The sequence below is a fragment of the Citrobacter sp. MNAZ 1397 genome (assembly GCF_023613995.1).
Classification (GTDB): Bacteria; Pseudomonadota; Gammaproteobacteria; order Enterobacterales; family Enterobacteriaceae; genus Phytobacter; species Phytobacter ursingii.
Genome location: NZ_JAKIVH010000001.1, coordinates 2348933 through 2369477, shown reverse-complemented (window position 1 = coordinate 2369477; position 20545 = coordinate 2348933). Strand labels below are relative to the sequence as shown.

At 54.5% G+C, this 20545-nt stretch carries 23 protein-coding genes; 14 read left to right on the top strand and 9 right to left on the bottom strand.

Features of this window, described 5'->3' with window-relative positions:
• Positions 1-164 precede the first annotated feature (164 nt).
• From nfsA to L2097_RS11065, 10 genes are all read left to right on the top strand, one after another.
• Positions 165-887 (top strand): oxygen-insensitive NADPH nitroreductase, encoded by a 723-nt coding sequence (nfsA, locus tag L2097_RS11110; protein ID WP_047371102.1) that lies wholly within the window; start codon positions 165-167, stop codon positions 885-887.
• Between the two features lie 194 nt (positions 888-1081).
• Entirely contained in the window at positions 1082-1984 is a 903-nt protein-coding gene (gene rimK / locus L2097_RS11105) for a 30S ribosomal protein S6--L-glutamate ligase (RefSeq protein ID WP_047371101.1), read from the top strand.
• Between the two features lie 86 nt (positions 1985-2070).
• Complete coding sequence (locus tag L2097_RS11100; RefSeq protein WP_047371100.1) at positions 2071-2550, top strand: type III secretion system chaperone family protein; 480 nt, start codon at positions 2071-2073, stop codon at positions 2548-2550.
• A 347-nt stretch (positions 2551-2897) separates the two neighbouring features.
• Positions 2898-4007 (top strand): spermidine/putrescine ABC transporter substrate-binding protein PotF, encoded by a 1110-nt coding sequence (gene potF / locus L2097_RS11095; RefSeq protein ID WP_047371099.1) that lies wholly within the window; start codon positions 2898-2900, stop codon positions 4005-4007.
• A 139-nt stretch (positions 4008-4146) separates the two neighbouring features.
• Entirely contained in the window at positions 4147-5280 is a 1134-nt protein-coding gene (gene potG, locus L2097_RS11090; RefSeq protein WP_047371098.1) for a putrescine ABC transporter ATP-binding subunit PotG, read from the top strand.
• A 9-nt stretch (positions 5281-5289) separates the two neighbouring features.
• Positions 5290-6243, top strand: a complete 954-nt coding sequence (potH, locus tag L2097_RS11085) for a putrescine ABC transporter permease PotH (RefSeq protein ID WP_039078497.1) — start codon at positions 5290-5292, stop codon at positions 6241-6243.
• Positions 6240-7085 carry a putrescine ABC transporter permease PotI gene (gene potI / locus L2097_RS11080; RefSeq protein ID WP_039078498.1) on the top strand — a complete coding sequence of 282 codons (846 nt, stop codon included), beginning with the start codon at positions 6240-6242 and terminating at the stop codon, positions 7083-7085. The genes potH and potI overlap by 4 nt, the downstream gene beginning before the upstream one ends.
• Before the next feature lie 50 nt (positions 7086-7135).
• On the top strand, positions 7136-7633 hold the full coding sequence (locus tag L2097_RS11075; RefSeq protein WP_223883631.1) for a YbjO family protein: 498 nt from the start codon (positions 7136-7138) through the stop codon (positions 7631-7633).
• A gap of 40 nt (positions 7634-7673) precedes the next feature.
• The gene (rlmC, locus tag L2097_RS11070; protein ID WP_250352835.1) at positions 7674-8810 is read left to right on the top strand and encodes a 23S rRNA (uracil(747)-C(5))-methyltransferase RlmC; all 1137 of its coding nucleotides are present in this window, start codon (positions 7674-7676) and stop codon (positions 8808-8810) included.
• A 27-nt stretch (positions 8811-8837) separates the two neighbouring features.
• Positions 8838-9437 carry a hypothetical protein gene (locus L2097_RS11065; RefSeq protein WP_250352834.1) on the top strand — a complete coding sequence of 200 codons (600 nt, stop codon included), beginning with the start codon at positions 8838-8840 and terminating at the stop codon, positions 9435-9437.
• Between the two features lie 66 nt (positions 9438-9503).
• Here L2097_RS11065 and L2097_RS11060 read toward each other — a convergent pair whose 3' ends face one another.
• Positions 9504-9758, bottom strand: a complete 255-nt coding sequence (locus L2097_RS11060) for a hypothetical protein (protein WP_085006594.1) — start codon at positions 9756-9758, stop codon at positions 9504-9506.
• Between the two features lie 189 nt (positions 9759-9947).
• Here L2097_RS11060 and L2097_RS11055 point away from each other — a divergent pair, with 189 nt between their 5' ends.
• A complete protein-coding gene (locus tag L2097_RS11055; protein ID WP_047371092.1) occupies positions 9948-10667 on the top strand; it encodes a response regulator in 720 nt (239 codons plus the stop codon).
• Positions 10664-12145: a sensor histidine kinase gene (locus L2097_RS11050; protein WP_250352833.1), complete on the top strand. Its 1482-nt coding sequence runs from the start codon at positions 10664-10666 to the stop codon at positions 12143-12145. The genes L2097_RS11055 and L2097_RS11050 overlap by 4 nt, the downstream gene beginning before the upstream one ends.
• Positions 12146-12193: 48 nt before the next feature.
• Here the strand turns inward: L2097_RS11050 and artJ are convergent, their stop codons facing one another.
• The 6 genes from artJ to L2097_RS11020 form a co-directional block, all read right to left on the bottom strand.
• A complete protein-coding gene (gene artJ, locus L2097_RS11045) occupies positions 12194-12925 on the bottom strand; it encodes an arginine ABC transporter substrate-binding protein ArtJ (RefSeq protein WP_047371090.1) in 732 nt (243 codons plus the stop codon).
• Between the two features lie 188 nt (positions 12926-13113).
• Positions 13114-13782 carry an arginine ABC transporter permease ArtM gene (gene artM, locus L2097_RS11040; protein WP_047371089.1) on the bottom strand — a complete coding sequence of 223 codons (669 nt, stop codon included), beginning with the start codon at positions 13780-13782 and terminating at the stop codon, positions 13114-13116.
• Complete coding sequence (gene artQ, locus L2097_RS11035; RefSeq protein ID WP_047371088.1) at positions 13782-14498, bottom strand: arginine ABC transporter permease ArtQ; 717 nt, start codon at positions 14496-14498, stop codon at positions 13782-13784. Before artQ ends, artM begins: the two co-directional genes overlap by 1 nt.
• A 6-nt stretch (positions 14499-14504) precedes the next feature.
• Entirely contained in the window at positions 14505-15236 is a 732-nt protein-coding gene (artI, locus tag L2097_RS11030; RefSeq protein ID WP_047371087.1) for an arginine ABC transporter substrate-binding protein ArtI, read from the bottom strand.
• An 18-nt stretch (positions 15237-15254) separates the two neighbouring features.
• Positions 15255-15983, bottom strand: a complete 729-nt coding sequence (artP, locus tag L2097_RS11025) for an arginine ABC transporter ATP-binding protein ArtP (protein WP_085006597.1) — start codon at positions 15981-15983, stop codon at positions 15255-15257.
• A 220-nt stretch (positions 15984-16203) separates the two neighbouring features.
• The gene (locus L2097_RS11020) at positions 16204-16719 is read right to left on the bottom strand and encodes a lipoprotein (protein ID WP_047371085.1); all 516 of its coding nucleotides are present in this window, start codon (positions 16717-16719) and stop codon (positions 16204-16206) included.
• Positions 16720-16823: 104 nt separating this feature from the next.
• Between L2097_RS11020 and L2097_RS11015 the strand changes: the two genes are divergently transcribed.
• Both L2097_RS11015 and L2097_RS11010 read left to right on the top strand, forming a co-directional pair.
• On the top strand, positions 16824-17144 hold the full coding sequence (locus L2097_RS11015; protein ID WP_142519377.1) for a heavy metal-binding domain-containing protein: 321 nt from the start codon (positions 16824-16826) through the stop codon (positions 17142-17144).
• Positions 17144-17974 (top strand): N-acetylmuramoyl-L-alanine amidase, encoded by an 831-nt coding sequence (locus L2097_RS11010; RefSeq protein ID WP_250352832.1) that lies wholly within the window; start codon positions 17144-17146, stop codon positions 17972-17974. The genes L2097_RS11015 and L2097_RS11010 overlap by 1 nt, the downstream gene beginning before the upstream one ends.
• 21 nt (positions 17975-17995) lie before the next feature.
• On the opposite strand, the gene L2097_RS11005 is transcribed toward L2097_RS11010, so the two are convergent.
• Both L2097_RS11005 and L2097_RS11000 read right to left on the bottom strand, forming a co-directional pair.
• Entirely contained in the window at positions 17996-19009 is a 1014-nt protein-coding gene (locus tag L2097_RS11005; RefSeq protein WP_047371082.1) for a 3-beta-hydroxysteroid dehydrogenase, read from the bottom strand.
• Positions 19010-19105: 96 nt separating this feature from the next.
• Positions 19106-20542 (bottom strand): DUF2867 domain-containing protein, encoded by a 1437-nt coding sequence (locus L2097_RS11000; protein WP_250352831.1) that lies wholly within the window; start codon positions 20540-20542, stop codon positions 19106-19108.
• Between the last annotated feature and the right edge of the window lie 3 nt (positions 20543-20545).

The following is a 20545-nucleotide window of genomic DNA, read 5'->3' as shown; positions in this document are numbered from 1 at the left end:
ATAAACCAGACGGTAAGCAGGGGATATGATGTCGTTTTTGAGGTCAGGGATAAAACAGGTTGTGCCTGTTATGTTAATTTCCGCAACCTTTCAACACATATTGCTGATAATTCTCGTCGGGACTGTTCGCTATAATGGGGGTTTTGTTTTCAGGGAAAACGACTATGACGCCAGTTATCGATCTGCTCCGTGCCCACCGCTCGATCCGCCATTTCACCCAGGAACCCATTACCGCCGCGCAGCGTGAAGCGATTATCGCCGGTGCTCAGGCCGCCTCCAGTTCCAGCTTTTTACAGTGCAGCTCAATCATCCGCGTGACCGACCCGGCGTTGCGCCAACAACTGGTTACACTGACCGGCGGTCAACAGCACGTGGCCGAGGCCGCTGAGTTTTGGGTATTTTGCGCCGATTTTAATCGTCACCTGCAAATCTGCCCCCAGGCACAACTGGGACTGGCAGAACAACTGCTTCTCGGTGTCGTCGATACGGCCATGATGGCGCAAAATGCCATGACGGCGGCGGAATCACTTGGCCTTGGCGGCGTGTATATTGGTGGGATCCGTAACAGCATTGAGGCGGTGACGGAATTACTCCAACTGCCCCAGCATGTTTTGCCGCTCTTTGGGCTCTGTCTTGGCTGGCCCGCCGATGATCCGCAGGTGAAACCACGTCTACCGGCTGCGCTGGTGGTGCATGAAAACAGCTACCAGCCTGTCGATGCGGATATCCTTGCACAATATGATGAGCAGATTGCCGCGTATTATGCATCGCGGGGCAGTAATACCCGCCAGGATACCTGGAGCGATCATATCCGGCGCACCATCATTAAAGAGAACCGTCCGTTCATCCTCGACTATTTGCATAAACAAGGGTGGGCTGTGCGCTAATTCCCGTTCATCCTGTGTCTTGCTGCGTGTATGATACGCACGTTTTCTACTCGTCATACTTCACGTTGCCCGTGTTTTGGCTGCGTTAGTGCGCTCCGGCGACACAGTGAGCTATGCTCCTGAGGCGTTGACTTGCCGCCTGCCGGCAATGCGAAATATGTAGGGTATTGCCAGACTATTCAGAGAGGTGCAGGGTGAAAATCGCCATATTGTCCCGGGACGGAACGCTCTATTCATGCAAACGCCTGCGCGAAGCTGCCATAGCGCGCGGGCATCTGGTCGAAATTCTCGATCCGCTGTCGTGTTATATGAACATCGACCCCGCGGCCTCGTCGGTCCATTACAAAGGTCGCCAGCTACCCCATTTTGATGCGGTGATCCCGCGTATTGGCTCCGCGATTACCTTTTACGGCACCGCCGCGCTGCGTCAGTTTGAAATGTTGGGCAGTTACCCGCTGAATGAATCGGTGGCGATTACCCGCGCACGTGACAAATTGCGTTCTCTGCAATTACTGGCCCGCCAGGGGATTGATCTGCCGGTGACGGGTATCGCCCATTCACCGGATGACACCAGTGACCTGATTGCGATGGTCGGCGGCGCGCCGCTGGTGGTAAAACTGGTGGAAGGGACCCAGGGGATCGGCGTGGTCCTTGCCGAAACACGCCAGGCGGCGGAAAGTGTTATTGACGCCTTTCGCGGTCTTAACGCCCATATTCTGGTTCAGGAATATATTGAGGAAGCGAAAGGGCGGGATATTCGTTGTCTGGTGGTGGGTAATGAGGTTGTCGCAGCAATTGAACGGCAGGCGAAAGAGGGCGATTTTCGCTCCAATCTGCATCGCGGCGGCGTGGCCAGCGTGGCGACAATCACTCCGCGTGAGCGGGAGATGGCCATTAAAGCCGCACAGACACTCGGTCTGGATGTCGCCGGGGTGGATATCCTGCGCGCCAACCGTGGACCGCTGGTAATGGAAGTCAATGCATCGCCCGGGCTTGAAGGTATTGAAACCACCACAGGGGTGGATATCGCGGGTAAAATGATTGCCTGGATTGAGCATCATGCTACGCCTGGCTATTGTCTCAAAACCGGCGGCTAGTCGATTTTACGCGCTGCGCAATGGTATGCGGCCTGCTTTTTGCGTAAGCTATGACTCCACTTTTTACGTCAGAGGTTGTTTTGCGCATGAATTCACTCGTCGCCCCTGGTCTGGACACGCTTCGTCAATGGCTTGATGAGCTGGGTATCAGTTTCTTCGAATGCGATACCTGCCAGGCGTTGCACCTGCCGCATATGCAGAATTTCGACGGGGTGTTTGACGCCAAAATCGATCTGATTAACGACGTGATCCTCTTTACGGCGATGGCGGAAGTGAAACCCTCCGCATTGCTGGCGCTGGCTGCCGATCTTTCTGCCATCAATGCCAGTTCTTTGACGGTGAAAGCATTCCTCGACATTCAGGATGATAACCTGCCTAAGCTGGTCGTTTGCCAGACATTATCCTCAGGCGCCGGGGTGACGCTCGAACAATTTGCATGGTTCATGCGCCAGAGCGAAGAGCAAATTTCAATGGTGATCCTTGAAGCCCGCGCCCATCAGCTGCTGTTTGTTCCCGAAGATGAAGAGCTCAAAGCCGGCGATGATGCATACAATTTTCTTCACTAAACCTGCCTGACATTAGCGCAGTCGCTGCCAGAGCGGCTGCATAATGAATGTTTTAATTCTGCTTTTAACCTTCTTTTAAAGAATTTTTCACCGCTATTCCCGCCGTTTCGGCTTATCACATAGACAGAATCTGCATAAAAAATTGATAAAAGGCGTTTTTTAATCTGCCCTATAGCCTCTAACCCTGGCTACAGTTATTCTTGCGATGCTTTGATAAGCATGCGGCGTCGGCCGAAAGAATTTTCCTCTTCGACCAGTGCAGACTGACAAAATATGCATGAATTTTGCATATCTTAAATGCGTACACTTAGTTCGTATGGTAACGGACTTTCCAGAAGGAATGAGATATGACCGCTTTGAGTAAAAAATGGTTATCAGGTCTTGTTGCGGGTGCATTAATGGCTGTCTCTGCCAGCACTCTCGCCGCAGAGCAAAAGACGCTGCATGTGTATAACTGGTCTGACTATATTGCGCCGGATACGGTTGCGAACTTTGAAAAAGAGACCGGGATTAAAGTTGTTTACGACGTGTTCGATTCCAACGAAGTACTGGAAGGGAAATTGATGGCGGGTAGTACCGGTTTCGACCTGGTAGTGCCTTCTGCAAGCTTCCTTGAGCGCCAGTTGACTGCGGGTGTGTTCCAGCCGCTTGATAAGAGCAAGCTGCCGAACTGGAAGAACATGGACCCGGATGTGCTGAAAATGGTTGCTCAGCATGACCCGGGCAACAAATACGCGGTGCCGTACCTGTGGGCCACCACTGGCATTGGCTATAACGTTGATAAAGTTAAAGCGGTACTGGGCGATGTGCCGGTTAACAGCTGGGATCTGGTACTGAAACCGGAAAACCTGGAAAAACTGAAAAGCTGCGGTGTCTCCTTCCTTGATGCGCCGGAAGAGATTTTCGCTACCGTGCTGAACTACCTGGGTAAAGATCCGAACAGCACCAAAGCGGACGATTACTCCGGCCCGGCAACCGATCTGCTGCTGAAACTGCGTCCGAACATTCGCTACTTCCACTCCTCTCAGTACATTAACGATCTGGCAAATGGCGACATCTGCGTAGCCATCGGCTGGGCGGGGGATGTATGGCAGGCGGCTAACCGTGCTAAAGAAGCGAAGAACGGCGTGCATGTGAACTACATCATTCCGAAAGAGGGCGCTCTGGCGTTCTTTGACGTCTTCGCCATGCCCGTTGACGCGAAAAACAAAGACGAAGCGTATCAGTTCCTCAACTACCTGATGCGTCCTGACGTTATTGCACACATCAGCGACCACGTCTTCTATGCTAACGGTAATAAAGAATCCAAACCGTTGATCAGCGCAGAAGTGCGTGATAACCCGGCAATCTATCCGCCGGCGGACGTTTTCGCGAAACTGTACACGTTGAAAGTGCAGGATCCGAAAATTGACCGCGTAAGAACCCGTGCGTGGACAAAAGTAAAAAGCGGCAAATAATCAATCACCTGTACAGTGATTGAGTTGCACCAGGGCGGTGCAATTGCCCTAAACCTGGACAGAGGTCATTGGCCTCTGTCCGGTCATTTGTAATCAACTAGCTGGTACTGGTTGAGTTTTTTTGCCGGAGAGCACTTGAGTGAATGACGCTATCCCCCGCCCACAGGCGAAAACCCGTAAGGATTTGACGCCTCTGCTTGAAATCCGCAATCTGACCAAATCGTTTGACGGCCAGCACGCCGTTGATGACGTCAGTCTGACCATTTACAAAGGTGAAATCTTCGCGCTGCTGGGTGCATCTGGCTGCGGCAAGTCCACGCTGCTGCGCATGCTGGCAGGCTTTGAGCAACCGACGACCGGGCAAATTATGCTCGATGGCGTCGATCTGGCGCATGTGCCGCCTTATCTGCGTCCTATCAATATGATGTTTCAGTCCTATGCTTTGTTCCCGCATATGACCGTTGAACAAAACATCGCGTTTGGCCTCAAGCAGGACAGGCTGCCTAAGGCGGAAATCGCCAGCCGTGTTGCGGAGATGCTGAGCCTTGTGCACATGCAGGAGTTCGCGAAGCGTAAACCGCATCAGCTATCCGGCGGCCAGCGCCAGCGTGTTGCACTGGCCCGTAGTCTGGCAAAACGCCCGAAACTCCTGTTGCTTGATGAACCGATGGGCGCGCTGGATAAAAAACTGCGTGACCGTATGCAACTGGAAGTGGTGGATATTCTGGAGCGTGTGGGCGTGACCTGCGTGATGGTCACCCACGATCAGGAAGAGGCCATGACCATGGCCGGACGTATCGCCATTATGAATCGCGGTAAGTTTGTGCAGATTGGTGAACCCGAAGAGATTTATGAACACCCGACCACCCGCTACAGCGCAGAATTTATCGGCTCGGTTAACGTGTTCGAAGGTCTGCTTAAAGCGCGTGAGGATGACGGTCTGGTGATTGACTCGCCGGGGCTGGTTCATCCGCTGAAAGTGGATGCGGATGCCTCTGTTGTCGATAACGTGCCGGTCTATGTTGCGCTGCGTCCGGAGAAAATTATGCTCTGCGAAGAGCCGCCTGCTGACGGTTATAACTTCGCCGTGGGTGAGGTGGTGCATATTGCCTACCTCGGGGATCTGTCGATTTATCACGTTCGTCTGCAAAGCGGACAAATGATCAGTGCGCAATTGCAGAACGAGCACCGCTATCGTAAAGGCACCCCGACATGGGGCGACGAAGTTCGCCTGTGCTGGGATGCCGACAGTTGTGTGGTTCTCACGGTTTAAGGAGCGGTGATGAGTACACTTGAACCACCGACCCGTGTCGAAAAACCGGGCGGATTTAACCTGTGGCTGGCGCGTTTTCAGATGAAGCACGGGCGCAAGTTCGTTATTGCGCTGCCTTATATCTGGTTGATTTTACTGTTTTTGCTGCCATTCCTGATTGTCTTCAAAATCAGCCTGGCAGAGATGGCGCGCGCTATCCCACCCTATACCGATCTGGTGGAGTGGGCTGATAACCAGCTTACCATTTCGCTCAACATCAATAACTTCCTGCAACTGACCGACGATCCGCTCTATTTTGAAGCGTATCTCCAGTCATTACAGGTAGCGGCGGTGTCGACGATCTGCTGTCTGGTATTGGGGTATCCGCTGGCCTGGGCCGTTGCGCACAGTAAGCCATCGACGCGAAATATTCTGTTGTTGCTGGTCATCTTGCCTTCATGGACCTCTTTCCTGATTCGCGTCTATGCCTGGATGGGGATTTTGAAAAGCAACGGCGTGCTGAATAATTTCCTGATGTGGCTGGGGATTATCGATCAGCCGCTGACGATTCTGCACACCAACCTGGCGGTCTATATCGGTATTGTGTATGCCTATCTGCCGTTTATGGTGCTGCCTATCTATACCGCGTTGACGCGTATTGATTATTCGCTGGTTGAAGCATCGTTGGATCTGGGCGCCCGGCCGCTGAAAACGTTCTTTAGCGTGATCGTGCCGTTGACCAAAGGGGGCATTATCGCCGGCTCCATGCTGGTGTTTATCCCGGCGGTGGGCGAGTTCGTGATCCCGGAACTGCTCGGTGGCCCGGACAGCATTATGATTGGTCGTGTCCTGTGGCAGGAGTTCTTTAATAACCGCGACTGGCCGGTGGCCTCGGCGGTGGCGATTATTATGTTGCTGCTGCTGATAGTGCCGATCATGTGGTTCCATAAACATCAGCAGAAACAGATGGGAGATAACGCATGAACAACTTGCCGGTAGTGCGTTCCCCGTGGCGTATTTTGATTCTGGTGCTGGGGTTCACGTTCCTCTATGCGCCGATGCTGATGCTGGTCATTTATTCATTTAACAGCTCCAAACTGGTGACCGTGTGGGCCGGGTGGTCAACACGCTGGTATAGCGAGTTGTTCCATGATGACGCCATGATGAGCGCCGTGGGTCTGAGCCTGACCATTGCCGCCTGCGCCGCCACAATGGCGGCGATCCTTGGGACGATTGCGGCAGTAGTGATGGTGCGCTTTGGCCGTTTCCGCGGCGCCAACGGCTTTGCGTTTATGATTACCGCACCGTTAGTGATGCCGGATGTGATCACCGGGCTCTCGCTGTTGCTGCTGTTTGTTGCCCTTGGTCATGCGATTGGCTGGCCGTCGGATCGCGGCATGCTCACTATCTGGCTGGCGCATGTGACCTTCTGTACGGCTTATGTCGCGGTGGTTATCTCCTCTCGTCTGCGTGAACTCGACAGGTCAATTGAGGAGGCGGCGATGGACCTTGGCGCGACGCCGCTGAAAGTGTTCTTTGTTATTACGCTGCCGATGATCATGCCAGCGATTATCTCTGGCTGGCTGCTGGCGTTTACGCTGTCACTCGACGATCTGGTTATCGCCAGCTTCGTGTCTGGCCCGGGGGCGACAACGCTGCCGATGCTGGTCTTCTCCAGCGTGCGTATGGGGGTGAATCCGGAGATCAACGCCCTGGCAAGCCTGATTCTGGGCGTCGTGGGGATTGTTGGTTTAATCGCCTGGTATCTGATGGCGCGCGCGGAAAAGCAGCGAGTGCGCGATATCCAGCGTGCAAGACAGGGATAATGATTCTAGAATCTTAAACGTTGTGTCGCAGATGCCGCGCTTGTCGCGGCATTTTTCACAGGGAATACAGCACATTGGGATTCTTTACTAAAGCACATCAGTCGCACGCTCGTCCGAATGTACCCGCACTGGTACAGGTGGCGGCTATCGCCATTATTCTGATCCGCTGCGTGGATGTCTTCATGCTCTGCAATGTGCTGGGCGTACGGGGGATGATTGACTTCGTGGTACGCAGTGCGCAAACCTGGAGCCTGACGCTGATTTTCTTCGGCAGCCTGGTGCTGGTCTTCGTTGAAATTCTCTGTGCCTTTTCCGTGGTGAAGGGGCGAAACTGGGCGCGCTGGCTTTATCTGTTGACGCAAATTATTGCCACAGGTTACCTGTGGGCGGCCTCGCTGGGCTATGGTTATCCTGAGCTGTTCAGTATCGCTGGCGAATCGAAACGTGAGATTTTCCGTACGCTCATGATGCAGAAAATGCCCGACCTGCTGGTCCTGTTCCTGCTGTTTGTCCCTTCCCCCAGCCGACGCTTTTTCCGTCTGCAATAACGGGGTACAATCGCCGCCCCGCAATGAAGAAGGTTTTATTATGCAGTGCGCACTCTTTGACGCCAGGCGCTGTCACTCCTGTCAGTGGATTGAACAACCGACTGGCGACCAACTCTGTGCAAAAATGACCGATCTCCGCACCCTGCTGGCGGATTTACCGGTAGCGGAATGGTGCGCGCCGGTTAGCGGCCCGGAACAGGGGTTTCGTAATAAAGCCAAGATGGTAGTGAGCGGCAGCGTGGAGAAACCGCTGCTTGGTATGTTACATCGCGACGGCACACCGGAAGATCTGACCGATTGCCCGCTCTATCCCGCCTCGTTTCAGGCGGTTTTCGCCGTCCTTAAACCTTTTATTGCCCGCGGGGGGTTAACCCCTTATAACGTGGCGCGTAAACGCGGTGAACTGAAATACCTGCTCTTAACCGAAAGCCAGCACACGGGCGGTATGATGCTGCGCTTTGTGCTGCGCTCACAGGCCAAACTTGAGCAGCTACGTGCCGCGCTGCCGTGGTTACAAGCGCAGTTGCCGCAGCTTCACGTGATTTCGGTGAATATCCAGCCGGTACATATGGCCATTATGGAAGGGGAGACGGAAATCTTTCTGACTGAGCAGCAGGCGCTGGCGGAAAATTTCAACGGCGTGCCGCTGTGGATCCGCCCGCAGAGTTTCTTTCAGACCAATCCGGTCGTCGCCAGCGCGCTGTACGCCACGGCACGTGAGTGGGTGAGGGCGTTGCCGGTACGCCATATGTGGGACTTGTTTTGCGGCGTAGGCGGTTTTGGCCTGCATTGTGCCACACCGGAGATGACGCTTACCGGTATCGAAATTGCGCCGGAGGCGATTGCTTGCGCGAAGCAGTCTGCGGCTGAGCTGGGGCTGACCGATTTGCACTTTCAGGCGCTGGACTCCACCCAATTCGCGACCGCTCAGCCAGACGCCCCGCAACTGGTGCTGGTAAACCCGCCGCGTCGTGGGATTGGCCAGGCGCTTTGTGATTACCTGAGCCGGATGGCGCCCCCCTATATTGTCTACTCAAGCTGCAATGCGCAGACGATGGCGAAAGACCTGCAGGCGCTGGCGGGATATCGCATAGAGCGAGTGCAACTGTTTGATATGTTCCCCCACACGGCGCATTACGAAGTGCTGACACTTCTGGTGAAATGTTCTACGGTTTAAGGCATTCGCTCATCAGGGGGACTGACTATGCGCGTGCCATCTCGTTACTTATTTCCTCTTCAGCCTGCCGCACCGGGGGCTGGCGTGGTGGGATTCGCCGTTCTGTTTGCGCTGCTGGCCGGGGGGCTTTACGGTGTTTATTGCCTGGTGCGTGATTTTGTGAACACGGGCAATCCTGTTATTTTCGCCGTTGCGCTGTTTATTGTTCTGCTGAGCGTCTCCGGGGTGATACACGGGCGTAAGCGGCGTGCAAGGCTCGCGGCGCTGGCACAGGCGCGTCAGGGTGAAAGTATCTGTCAGTTTGCGCGGGCGTTTAATCTGCGCGACGTGGACGCCTGGGTCATTCGCGCCGTCTGGGATACGGTGATGGCGTGGGGCGGGAGCGAGCTTGCGCGGCTGAATTTCCCCCTGCAGGCAGATGACAGGCTGGAAATTTTTGCTTTAGACGATGAGGAAGAGCTTTTTGATGTGCTCTCTGATGCGGCGACGAGGGCCGGACGCACCCTCGATAATCTTGAGAATAACCCCTTTCAGCCACTCACTACGCTGCGCGATATGGTGATGGCCTTGAATGCACAGCCCATGACGCCAGAGCGGCAACAAAAAAGAGACGTCGCTCTGGATTAGGGTAAACCGTGGGTGCAGCCCGGCCAGTGACCCCCGGCAATGCTGTCAGGGGGGCAGGCGGAGAGATTATTCGCCCATGCTGTCCGATTTTTTCTTCATCATGTCGTCGTCTTTGCCCATGGTCCCTTTTTTCGCTTTATCGCCGTGCTTCATCGTGCTCTCTTTTTTGGCCATCCCGTCATGTTTCATCGGTGTCTTTTTCTTCATCATGGTGCTGTCATCCTGCTTTTTCATTCCGTCCTGGCTCATCGCGTCGGCGGCATGGGCGCCAGCCATCCCAAAGGCACAGAGGGCGGCGAGGGTGAGGATCATCTTTTTCATGGTGGTTTCCTTGCAAGGTGAGAGGGGTGTCACCTGACTCTCTTGCATGAACCGGGAAAGTATGGGTGACAGGCCGCAGCTTACGCCTGGACTGGTCACAACTTCCTCACGGAAATATAAATTATTTGTGATAACTCAATGCGCGACTATTGGGTAAGCTAATAAAGAGAGACGCTACCGGAACGGGCTATGGAAACCGCAAAAAAAATACTGCTGGTCGAAGATGATCGGGATATTGCTGGCCTGCTGCGGCTTAATTTGCAGGACGAGGGCTACCAGATTGTTCATGAAGAGGATGGGGCACGCGCGCTCGCCCAGCTTGAAAAGACCGACTGGGACGCGGTGATCCTCGATCTGATGCTGCCGAATGTCGACGGACTGGAGATTTGCCGCCGCATCCGCCAGATGACCCGCTATCTGCCGGTCATTATCATCAGCGCGCGAACCAGTGAGACACATCGGGTTCTGGGGCTGGAAATGGGGGCGGATGATTATCTGGCGAAGCCGTTTTCGGTACTGGAACTGGTGGCGAGGGTGAAGGCATTGTTTCGTCGCCAGGAGGCGATGGGGCGTAATCTTCGTCTGGATATGGGTAGCATTGCCTGTCACGGTTTAACCATAGACCCCCTTCCTCGCGAGGTACGTCTGCGCGGCGAGTTGATTGATCTGACGCCGCGTGAGTTCGATCTGCTCTACTGGTTTGCCCGTCACCCTGGCGAGGTTTTTTCCCGTCTGGCGCTACTCGATCAGGTGTGGGGATATCAGCATGAGGGCTATGAGCACACGGTTAATACCCATATCAATCGTCTGCGCATGAAGATCGAAAAGGACGCCGCCGCACCGGAAATTATTCTGACCGTCTGGGGTAAAGGTTATAAATTTGCCGTTTCGGAGCGTGAGGAAGAATGATGCGTCGTTTAAGCCTGACTCAGCGCCTGACGCTGGTTTTTACTGTACTACTCCTGCTCTGCGCCGCCGCAGCCTGTAGCGTGCAACTCTACAGTAGCACCCGTTATGGCGATGCGATGGTGCAACGGCTTTCTGCGGGGCTTGCTCAGCAAATTGCCAGCAGTGAGCCGCTGCTTGATTCGCAGGGCAAAGTGAATCGCCAGACGCTGAAATCCTTGTTTGATCGCCTGATGACGCTCAACCCCAGCGTCGAGCTGTATATGATCTCTCCGGAAGGCGACTTGCTGGCTGATGCCGCGCCACCGGGGCATCTTCGTCGCGAACATATCGATATTGCCCCGTTGCAGCGCTTTTTATCCGGTGCTGCCTGGCCGGTTTACGGCGACGATCCGCGCAGTGTCGACAAACAAAAAGTCTTTAGCGTGTCGCCGATTCGCCTGGATGGTCAGTTGCGGGGTTATCTTTATATTATTCTGCAGGGCGAGAACCTGAACGCGCTGGCGGATACGGCCTGGCAAAAAGCGCTGTGGAGCGCATTGCTGTGGTCTTTGCTGTTAGTGGCGGTGTTTGGCGCGCTGGCAGGCGGTCTTACCTGGTGGTGGGTGACGCGCCCGGTGAAGAAATTGACCCGCGAGGTGCGTGGGCTGGAGCAGGACAGCATCAGCGCCATCAAGCAACTGGCGGCGCGAGTGCCGGATCCGGGAGCGGGAAATGAAGTCGCGGTCCTGGAAAACGCCTTTATCGAGCTTTCCCGGCAGATAGCCAGCCAGTGGGATCAACTGGCGGACAATGACCGCCAGCGACGTGAGTTCGTTGCCAACATTTCGCATGATTTGCGTACCCCGCTGACCTCACTACTGGGGTATCTGGAAACCCTTTCAGTGAAGGGCGGACATGTAACGCCGGAAGAGTCGAAGCATTATTTGGGTATCGCCTTGCGCCAGGGCAACAAAGTCCGGCATCTGTCTCAACAGCTCTTTGAACTGGCGCGGCTGGAACATGGTGGCATCAAACCGCAGCCGGAACCCTTCTCGATGGCGGAGCTTTTGCAGGATGTGGCACAGAAATTCGATCTGATGGCGGAAACGCGCGACATCCGATTACTGCTGGAGTTGCCCACCAACCTGCCGCTGGTGTATGCCGATTTGTCGATGATGGAACGGGTGCTCACCAATTTGCTGGATAATGCGGTGCGCCATACGCCCAACGGTGGGAAGATTTATCTGCGCGCCCGTCAGCAGGATGACCAGCTTATTGTAGAGGTTGAGGACAACGGGTCCGGAGTACCGGGTGCGCTGCGGGCTACGTTGTTCCAGCGCCCGTCGGTGCTGGACAAGGCCAGTGCGGGAGAGTCGCGCGGCGGGCTGGGGCTGATGATTGTCCGGCGTATGCTGCAACTGCACGGTGGCGATATCCGTCTGGTGGATACGCAACCGGGTTCCTGTTTCCGCTTTACGCTGCCGTTTCAGGGAGCGTGAGAGCATAAAAAAAGCCGCAATATGCGGCTTTTTTCTGTTTGATTCTGATTACTGCGGGAACCACTGGTCGCTGATTTTCTGGTAAGTGCCGTCAGCCTTGATGGCAGCCAGGGCTGCATTCAGTTTTTCCAGCAGGGCTTTGTTATCCGGACGTACCGCGATGCCAAGACCCGTACCGAAGTACTGCGGATCGGTTACTTTCGGGGTAGCAATACCCAGTTGCGGGTTGGTTTTCAGCCACTCGTTGACCACTGCGGTATCACCGAACACCCCATCGATACGGCCATTTTTCAGGTCGATAATCGCGTTCTGATAGCTGTCATAAGCGACCGTTTTCACTTCCGGGTGTTTGTCCTGCAGGTATTTCTGATGTGTGGTGCCGTTTTCCATACCAATACGTTTGCCTTTCAGATCGTCGAAGGTTTTATACGCATCTTTTTTGGCGATAACCACGGCGGAGTTGGCGTAGTACGGCTCGGTGAAGGAGACCTGTTTGCTACGCTCCGGGGTGATATCCATGCCGGAGATGACCGCGTCATATTTCTTGAATTTCAGAGACGGGATCAGGCTGTCAAAGGCGTGGTTAGTGAAGGTACAGTCTGCTTTCATCTGCGCGCACAGCGCGTTTGCCAGGTCGATATCAAAACCGACAATCTTGTTATTCGCATCCATGGATTCAAACGGTGGGTAGGTAGCAGAGACACCGAAATTGATTTTGTCTGCGGCGGTTGCGCCAGCAGCGAAAGAGGCAAGCAGTGCGGCCAGAATCAGTTTTTTCATTTTTGGAACTCCTGTCTGTCAATCTTATTGTTTTGCGGTTGCCGTGTCTGAGGCATGAGGCTAACAATGCCATTTAATGAATTTATATGCAATATATTTGATTAATTATTTTATTTTTCACATAAAAAAAGCGAGCACTTAGTAAGTTACTCGCTTTCTTGGTTACTATTTATGCAGTTTCGCCTGATTTAGTTGCGGCGTTCAAATGCCAGTGCTTTACGCTCAATCAGACGCATCATCAGGGTCAGCAGACCATTAACGATAAGATAAATCGCCCCGGCCGCACCAAAGACCATTACGTCGTAAGTGCGTCCGTACAGCAACTGCCCGTGTCCCATCACTTCCATCAGCGTAATGGTATAGGCCAGCGATGTACTTTTGAACACCAGCACCACTTCGTTAGAATAGGACGATAAGGCGCGTTTGAATGCATACGGCAGCAGAATCGCCAGCGTGTCTTTCTTGCTCATCCCCAGCGCGCTACAGGACTGCCACTGGCCTTGCGGAATGGCGCGGATCGCCCCGTAAAACAGCAGCGTGGTATAGGCCGCGCTGTTCAACGAGAGCGCCAGCAAGGCACACAGCCAGGGTTCCGACAGCAGGTGCCAGATAACCGGATATTCCTGCAGCACCGGGAACTGCCCCGGACCGTAGTAAATCAGGAAGATCTGCACCAGCAGCGGGGTACCGGTAAACAGGGTGATGTACCCGCGCACAACCCATGACAGAACGGGCGTTTTCAGGGTCAGCACAATGGTGAAGAGCAGCGAGAGAATCAGCGCGGCAATCAGCGACGCCACGGTCAGCGTCAGACTGGTGTGCAGGCCTTTCAGCAGCTCAGGTAAGTACTCAAGCATCAGTCTGGTCTCCGTTCAAAGCGTGTAGCGCGCAGATCAATACGCTTAAGGATCCACTGACTGAGCAGGGTGACCACCAGATAAATCGCTGCCGCCACGATGTACCAGGTAAACGGCTCCTGAGTACGGGTGGCGATACTTTTGGTTTGCAACATCAGGTCATTAACGCTAATAAGCGACACCAGCGCGGTATCTTTCAACAGCACCAGCCACTGGTTGCCAAGGCCCGGCAACGCATGACGCCACATTTGCGGCATCACCAGACGGAAGAAAATGGCGCTTTTTGACAGCCCCAGCGCCTGGCCCGATTCCCACTGACCTTGCGGTACCGCTTTTAACGCGCCGCGCAAAGTCTGCGAAGCATAGGCGGAGTAGAGCAACGACAGGGCAATCACGCCGCAGAAGAACGGGCTGACGTCAAAATTCTCGATCTGCACCTGAATCGGGATCTGAACGAATCCGAGATTGAGGGTGAAACCGTCAGAAAGGAGTAACAATAGCTGTGACGAGCCGAAATAGATAAACAGCACGACCAGGATTTCTGGTAAGCCGCGCAAAATGGTGACCAGCGCTGAGCCAGCCCACGCAACGGGACGCCATTTGGCTGACTCCCATACCGCAAAGATCATCGCCAGAACCAGGCCGATGACCAGTGCGCAAACGGCAAGGCCGACGGTCATCCCGGCGGCGCTTGCTAATGGAAAAAGTTCATTCATCAAGGATTACTTCTGGAACCATTTGTTGTAGATGGTTTCGTAGGTGCCATCTTTCTTCACTTTTTCCAGCGCAGTGTTGAATTTCTGCTGCAACTCAGTGTTGCCCTGACGAACCGCGATACCCAGGCCGGTGCCGAAGTACTCTTTATCCGTGACTTTGTCGCCAACAGCGGCCAGCTTGTCGTTCGCTTTCAGCCATTCGGTAACAACCGCCGTGTCACCAAAGACGGCGTCGATACGGCCATTCTGCAGATCAAGTTTGGCATTCTGATAGCTGTCGTACGGAACGGTGGTGATTTCCGGGTGTTTATCGTTGATGAATTTCTGGTGAGTGGTGCCGTTCTGCACGCCCACTTTTTTGCCTTTCAGGGCATCAATACTGGTGTATTTCCCGGTTTGACCCACGAACAGCGCGGAGTTGTCATAGTACGGGGTGGTAAACAGAACCTGTTTCTCACGCTCCGGGGTGATGTCCATACCGGCCATCACGGCGTCGAAACGACGGAATTTCAGGCTGGGGATCAGGCTGTCGAACGCCTGGTTGGTGAAGGTACAGGTGGCATCAATCTCTTTACAGAGCGCGTTTGCCAGATCCACGTCAAAACCGACGATTTTGTTGTTGGCGTCGGTCGATTCAAACGGAGGGTAGCTTGCTTCGGTGGCGAAACGGATAGTCTGCGCTGCGGAAGCAGACAGGCTGACGCTTGCAAGCAGCGCGGCGATCAATACTTTTTTCATTGTCATTTCCCCGAGAACTCAGTGAGATAAATAATATTTAAACGCGTCGGTCTGCGGCGTGGCGAAGCAGCTCGCATCCCCTTGTTCGATAATGTGACCGTTTTCCATATAGACCACGCGGCTGGCGGTTTTGCGCGCCACTTCCACTTCATGGGTCACGATAACCTGCGTAATTCCGGTTTCTGCCAGTTCACGGATGATGCTGACGATTTGCGCGGTAATTTCCGGGTCCAGCGCGGCCGTCGGTTCATCAAACAGCAGTACCTGCGGCTCCATCATCAGGGCGCGGGCAATAGCGACACGCTGCTGCTGGCCGCCGGAAAGATGCAACGGATAACGATCGCTGTAGGGCTTAAGACGTAAACGTTCCAGCAGTTTGTCCGCACGGGCGAGCGCCTGATCTTTACTCAGACCCAGCACGCGGCAGGGGGCTTCAATCAGGTTCTGGGCTACCGTTAAGTGCGGCCAAAGATTGTATTGCTGAAACACCATGCCCACGTTTTGACGTAAATCGCGAATCGCTTTGTCAGAAGGGGCTTTAGCAAAATCGAAATGATTGCCTGCGATGCTTAACTGACCGGAGCGCGGCATCTCAAGCAGGTTCAAAACGCGTAATAAAGAGCTCTTACCCGCGCCGCTCGGGCCAAGCAGCACAAGCGTTTCACCCTGCGGGCAGTCAAGCGTAATGTCAAAGAGCGCCTGGTGTGCGCCATAGAAGCAGTTAATGCCGTTTAATTTTATACTCATCGAGGCAATCTAATAGCAATTGAGGCCGCAAATAGTAACGTTCACAGAATAGTTATGCAATATTTGTGCGTTAAAACTTAAATATAAACCGCATTCAGACTTAAACTTAGCACAAAATACCGGGGCGTGATGGAAGCAGGTATAAATGTCGGCATTCACGAGGGAATGCCAGACATTTTGCGGGGATTAATGCATATTCCCCCTTTTCATAGGCATAACGTTATCTATGTTCAACAGACTGACGTAATGTTCCGGCCGGAGCATGGGCTGCCCCGCCGAGGTAACGCACATCATCTACTGCCCAGCACTGACCTTCACGGATCATCAGCACTTCATCCTGCCAGCTCTGAGAACCCTGGGTCAGGGTGACCCGCAGTGGGATGTTTCGCGCATCGGTGTTCGGGATCGTGGAGGCGCTGGCGACGCTGGCTTTCTCTGGCATCACGGTTCTGCTGGAGAACGGATCGGATTTCAGCAGCGTGGTGTTGCGATTATCTTTGCTGGCTGCGGTGAGCGAAGCAGCCAGATCGTCGCTCAGGTAGGGACGCAGTGCGGAAAAATCATTACTGCGGTGCTCAATGCGATAATCGTAAAATTTTTGGGCAACAGTATCGGGGCCGCCTTCGATACAAGGGCCACTGCGGGTACCGATATCCTTAAACGCTGGTGTAACCGTGGTACAGGCGCTCAGCAGCAGCGCGCACGGTAAAACGAGAGTCAAAGCAGAGTAGCGCATATTGATTTCCTTATTTTCTCTTCGGATATAACCACCTTTCAAGAATAGTGTATTGCTTCGATAATGTGCTTTATAACGCACTGAGTATCAAAAAGGAGATAATGATGCAATTTTCAACAACACCCACCCTTGAAGGCCAGCCGATTATCGAATACTGCGGCGTGGTCACTGGCGAGGCGATTCTGGGGGCTAATATTTTTCGCGACTTTTTTGCGGGTATTCGCGATATCGTCGGCGGACGTTCAGGCGCCTATGAAAAAGAGTTGCGTAAAGCGCGTGAGATTGCGTTTTACGAGATGGGCGAACAGGCAAAAGCGCTGGGTGCGAATGCTATCGTGGGTATCGATATCGATTATGAAACGGTGGGCAAAGACAGCAGCATGCTGATGGTGAGTGTAAGCGGTACGGCGGTGAAAACACGTTGATGAGCCGTTTTTTATCCTTACTGCTATTGACGCTGCTCCTGGCGGGATGTGCGGGTGAGAAGGGGATCGTCGATAAAGACGGCTACCAGCTCGATACCCGCCGTCAGGCGCAGGCGGCGTACCCGCGTATCAAAGTGCTGGTGGTGCACTACACGGCGGATGATTTTGATGTTTCGCTGGCGACGCTCACGGATAAGCAGGTGAGTTCACACTATTTAATTCCGGCGCGCCCACCTGTACACCACGGTAAGCCGCGTATCTGGCAACTGGTGCCAGAAAGTGAGCTGGCCTGGCATGCGGGTATCAGCTACTGGCGTAACGCGATGCGAATCAATGACACCTCTATCGGTATTGAGCTGGAAAACCGTGGCTGGCAAAACGTGGCCGGAGTGAAGCGATTTACCCCGTTTGAGCCTGAACAAATTGCCGCGCTGGTGCCGCTGATGAAAGACATTGTCAGCCGTTACAATATCCCGCCGCAGAACGTGGTGGCGCATGCAGATATCGCCCCACAGCGCAAAGATGATCCGGGGCCGCTTTTCCCGTGGCGTGAACTGGCGGCACAGGGGATAGGGGCATGGCCGGATGCCGCGCGTGTGGCATTTTATCTGAATGGGCGCTCGCCGTATGAAGCGGTGGATACCGCCTCACTGCTCGATCTGCTGGCGCGCTATGGTTATGAGGTCAAACCAGACATGACCCCAGCGCAACAAAAAAGGGTGATCATGGCTTTTCAAATGCATTTCCGGCCCGCACTGTGGAACGGGGCTGCTGATGCGCAAACGCAGGCGATTGCCGAGGCGTTGCTGGAAAAATATGGTCAGGGGTGACGATGTGTATGGGAAGTCCGTTTAGCGCGGTAACTTGCCATGGTCGCGCAGCCAGTATGCGGTGCGCGAAATGCCTTCATCAACGCTGATAACCGGCTCATACCCCAGCTCGTCTTTTGCCCGGCGGATATCCAGCGTGAAATCAAAGTTCAGCTTGGATACCCCATAATGGGTGAGGGCAGGTTCTTTCGCTGATTTGTCGCCGAAACGTTCCATACTGCGTGCGATCATATCCAGCATCGCATAAGGCACGGAGCGGATGCGGCAGTCCATCCCCAAATCGTCAATCAACTTTTGCACGATGCTGCGTAAAGTGCGCGGCTCGCCGTTGGTGATGTTGTACGCTCGCCCGGAGGGGAGCGCATCACAGGCGGGCTGGCTTGCCAGCCACATCGCATGTACCGCGTTTTCGTAGTAGGTCATATCGACCAGCGCTTGCCCACCGCGCGGCAATAAGATACTGCGGTAGTGGTGCATCATCTGCGCCAGGCGGGGGATGAAAACTTTATCGTGCGGCCCGAACAGACTCTGCGGGCGTAAAACCGTAAATCGCGTGTTGGGGTTGGCCTGCGCGAGCAGTTGAATCACCTCTTCGCTGGCGGCTTTGCTGCGGGCGAACTCGTTGGCTAAACGCGCCGGACGGAAATCCTCACGGATGTCGTGATGATGGTGGTAGTCGAAATAAAGCGAAGGCGATGAAATATGGATGAAGTTGCGTACGCCCCAGGCCACGGCCCATTCGCCAAGGCGACGGGTTGCCCGGACATTCGCCAGGTCGAACGCTGCCTGAGTACCCCAGGGAGAGGTAAAACTGGAGCAGTGCCACAGGGTATCCACGCCGGCGAGCATCATTTTGGCCTGCGAAGAGACCAGCTCGGTCAGATCGGCGTGAATAAACTCAGCGCCCATTTTTGTCAGCAACTCACCCATGGCTTTGTTGCGGCCCGTTGCGCGTACGCTAATGCCTTTTTGACGCAAATATTCGACGGCGTTTCGGCCTAAACCGCTGGTTGCGCCTGTGACCAGAACCTTCATAGCAATCCACTATAGTGACCCGCAATCATTGCGTGCGCATTCTTCCGTGAAATACGGCGGTATGCAATGGGAAACGTGAAAGAATAATGTCTGAATTTACTTTTTTTCTGCGTTTTGTTCTGCCAGTCGCGCAATACGCCGTGCCATGCCCCGAAAAATAAACAGATGTGCGGGGATCATCAGTAACCAGTAGAGGAGCCCGGGCATACCGTGTGGATGCCACCAGGCGCGCACATCGAGCAGGCGGTGATGGCCTTTGTCCGTGAGGGTAAAGCTCAGGCGACCGAGCCCCGGCGCTTTCATCCCAAACAGCAGTGCCAGTTGCTCTTGCGGCTCGGCGATAATCACTTTCCAGCTATCGACCTGATCGCCAGGCTGCAAAAACGGACGTTGCGGACGGCCTTTCGCCAGACGATGGCCGATCAGATGGTCCAGCGCGGCGCGGGTTTGCCAGAGAATATTGCCAAAAAAGTAGCGCTCTTTACCGCCGATCTGGTTAACCACCGCCCACAGCGCGTCGAGGCTGGCGGCGGTTTCAACAGTAAAGCCCGCCTGTTTGGGAAAATAGCCGTATTGTGGACGCCAGCGCGCAAATGCCTGCGGGGAGTAGCCCCAGTCGCTGGAATTCACCAGTTTCTCTTCTTCGCGAAGCGTGCGACGAACCGCCTCATCGAAAGTGATCAGGGTTTGCGGGATGAGTTCGCGAAGGGGACCATCGTCAGCCAGCAAGTCGTGCTTTAAGCCCTGAATCAGCGCGCGCGCGATGGTCGGCGGCACCGACGTAATGACCTGTAAAAACCAGACAGAGATAAGCCGGGTGGGGAGAGGGATGGGGATCAGCGGCCGGGTCACGCCGCTGACCGCCATAAAGTGTTCAAACTGTTGCTGGTAGCTCAGCGTTTCGGGGCCGGCGGCCTCGAAAACCCGATGCTCCTGCGACGGGTGGTGGCGCAACTCCAGCAGATAGTGCAGCAGATTCTCCAGCGCAATAGGGGTCGTACGTGAACGTACCCACAGCGGCGGCGTCAATACCGGCAGGTTGTAAACCATATCGCGCATCACTTCAAACGCGGCCGAACCTGCGCCAACGATAATTCCGGCGCGCAGTTCCGTAACAGGAACACCCGCGTCACGCAGGATATCGCCGGTGAGCTGGCGGGCAATCAGGTGACTGGAATCACTGGATCCTTTGGCCTGCAGTGAGCTGAGAAAAATCACCTGCCGGACCGGGCATTGCCGCAGCGCATCGCGCACGTTGAGGGCTATTTGTCGCTCCTGGGCGACAAAATCGCCGCTCTCGCCCATGCTATGCACCAGGAAATAGAGCGTATCGATACCCTGAAGCAGCGCCGGCAGATTGTCCGGCCAGATAAGATCCGTTTCATGACAGCTTACCCCCGGCAACTGCTGCTTTTGCAGACGAGAGAGTTGGCGTGCCACCGCGAGAATCTCATGACCCTGCTGACTTAACGCCTGGATCAGGTGCTGACCAATGTAGCCACTGGCCCCGAGCACCAGAATACGTTGCGACACACC

Excerpts from the sequence above, each read along its gene's own strand:
- artJ (WP_047371090.1), bottom strand. The coding sequence starts at position 12,925 with ATGAAAAAACTGATTCTGGCCGCACTGCTTGCCTCTTTCGCTGCTGGC.
- L2097_RS11005 (WP_047371082.1), bottom strand. The coding sequence starts at position 19,009 with ATGAAGGTTCTGGTCACAGGCGCAACCAGCGGTTTAGGCCGAAACGCC.
- artM (WP_047371089.1), bottom strand. The coding sequence starts at position 13,782 with ATGCTTGAGTACTTACCTGAGCTGCTGAAAGGCCTGCACACCAGTCTG.
- nfsA (WP_047371102.1), top strand. The coding sequence starts at position 165 with ATGACGCCAGTTATCGATCTGCTCCGTGCCCACCGCTCGATCCGCCAT.
- potH (WP_039078497.1), top strand. The coding sequence starts at position 5,290 with ATGAGTACACTTGAACCACCGACCCGTGTCGAAAAACCGGGCGGATTT.
- L2097_RS11020 (WP_047371085.1), bottom strand. The coding sequence starts at position 16,719 with ATGCGCTACTCTGCTTTGACTCTCGTTTTACCGTGCGCGCTGCTGCTG.
- L2097_RS11060 (WP_085006594.1), bottom strand. The coding sequence starts at position 9,758 with ATGAAAAAGATGATCCTCACCCTCGCCGCCCTCTGTGCCTTTGGGATG.
- artQ (WP_047371088.1), bottom strand. The coding sequence starts at position 14,498 with ATGAATGAACTTTTTCCATTAGCAAGCGCCGCCGGGATGACCGTCGGC.
- potI (WP_039078498.1), top strand. The coding sequence starts at position 6,240 with ATGAACAACTTGCCGGTAGTGCGTTCCCCGTGGCGTATTTTGATTCTG.
- potF (WP_047371099.1), top strand. The coding sequence starts at position 2,898 with ATGACCGCTTTGAGTAAAAAATGGTTATCAGGTCTTGTTGCGGGTGCA.
- L2097_RS11010 (WP_250352832.1), top strand. The coding sequence starts at position 17,144 with ATGAGCCGTTTTTTATCCTTACTGCTATTGACGCTGCTCCTGGCGGGA.
- rlmC (WP_250352835.1), top strand. The coding sequence starts at position 7,674 with ATGCAGTGCGCACTCTTTGACGCCAGGCGCTGTCACTCCTGTCAGTGG.
- artP (WP_085006597.1), bottom strand. The coding sequence starts at position 15,983 with ATGAGTATAAAATTAAACGGCATTAACTGCTTCTATGGCGCACACCAG.
- L2097_RS11015 (WP_142519377.1), top strand. The coding sequence starts at position 16,824 with ATGCAATTTTCAACAACACCCACCCTTGAAGGCCAGCCGATTATCGAA.
- L2097_RS11100 (WP_047371100.1), top strand. The coding sequence starts at position 2,071 with ATGAATTCACTCGTCGCCCCTGGTCTGGACACGCTTCGTCAATGGCTT.
- L2097_RS11065 (WP_250352834.1), top strand. The coding sequence starts at position 8,838 with ATGCGCGTGCCATCTCGTTACTTATTTCCTCTTCAGCCTGCCGCACCG.
- L2097_RS11055 (WP_047371092.1), top strand. The coding sequence starts at position 9,948 with ATGGAAACCGCAAAAAAAATACTGCTGGTCGAAGATGATCGGGATATT.
- L2097_RS11050 (WP_250352833.1), top strand. The coding sequence starts at position 10,664 with ATGATGCGTCGTTTAAGCCTGACTCAGCGCCTGACGCTGGTTTTTACT.
- artI (WP_047371087.1), bottom strand. The coding sequence starts at position 15,236 with ATGAAAAAAGTATTGATCGCCGCGCTGCTTGCAAGCGTCAGCCTGTCT.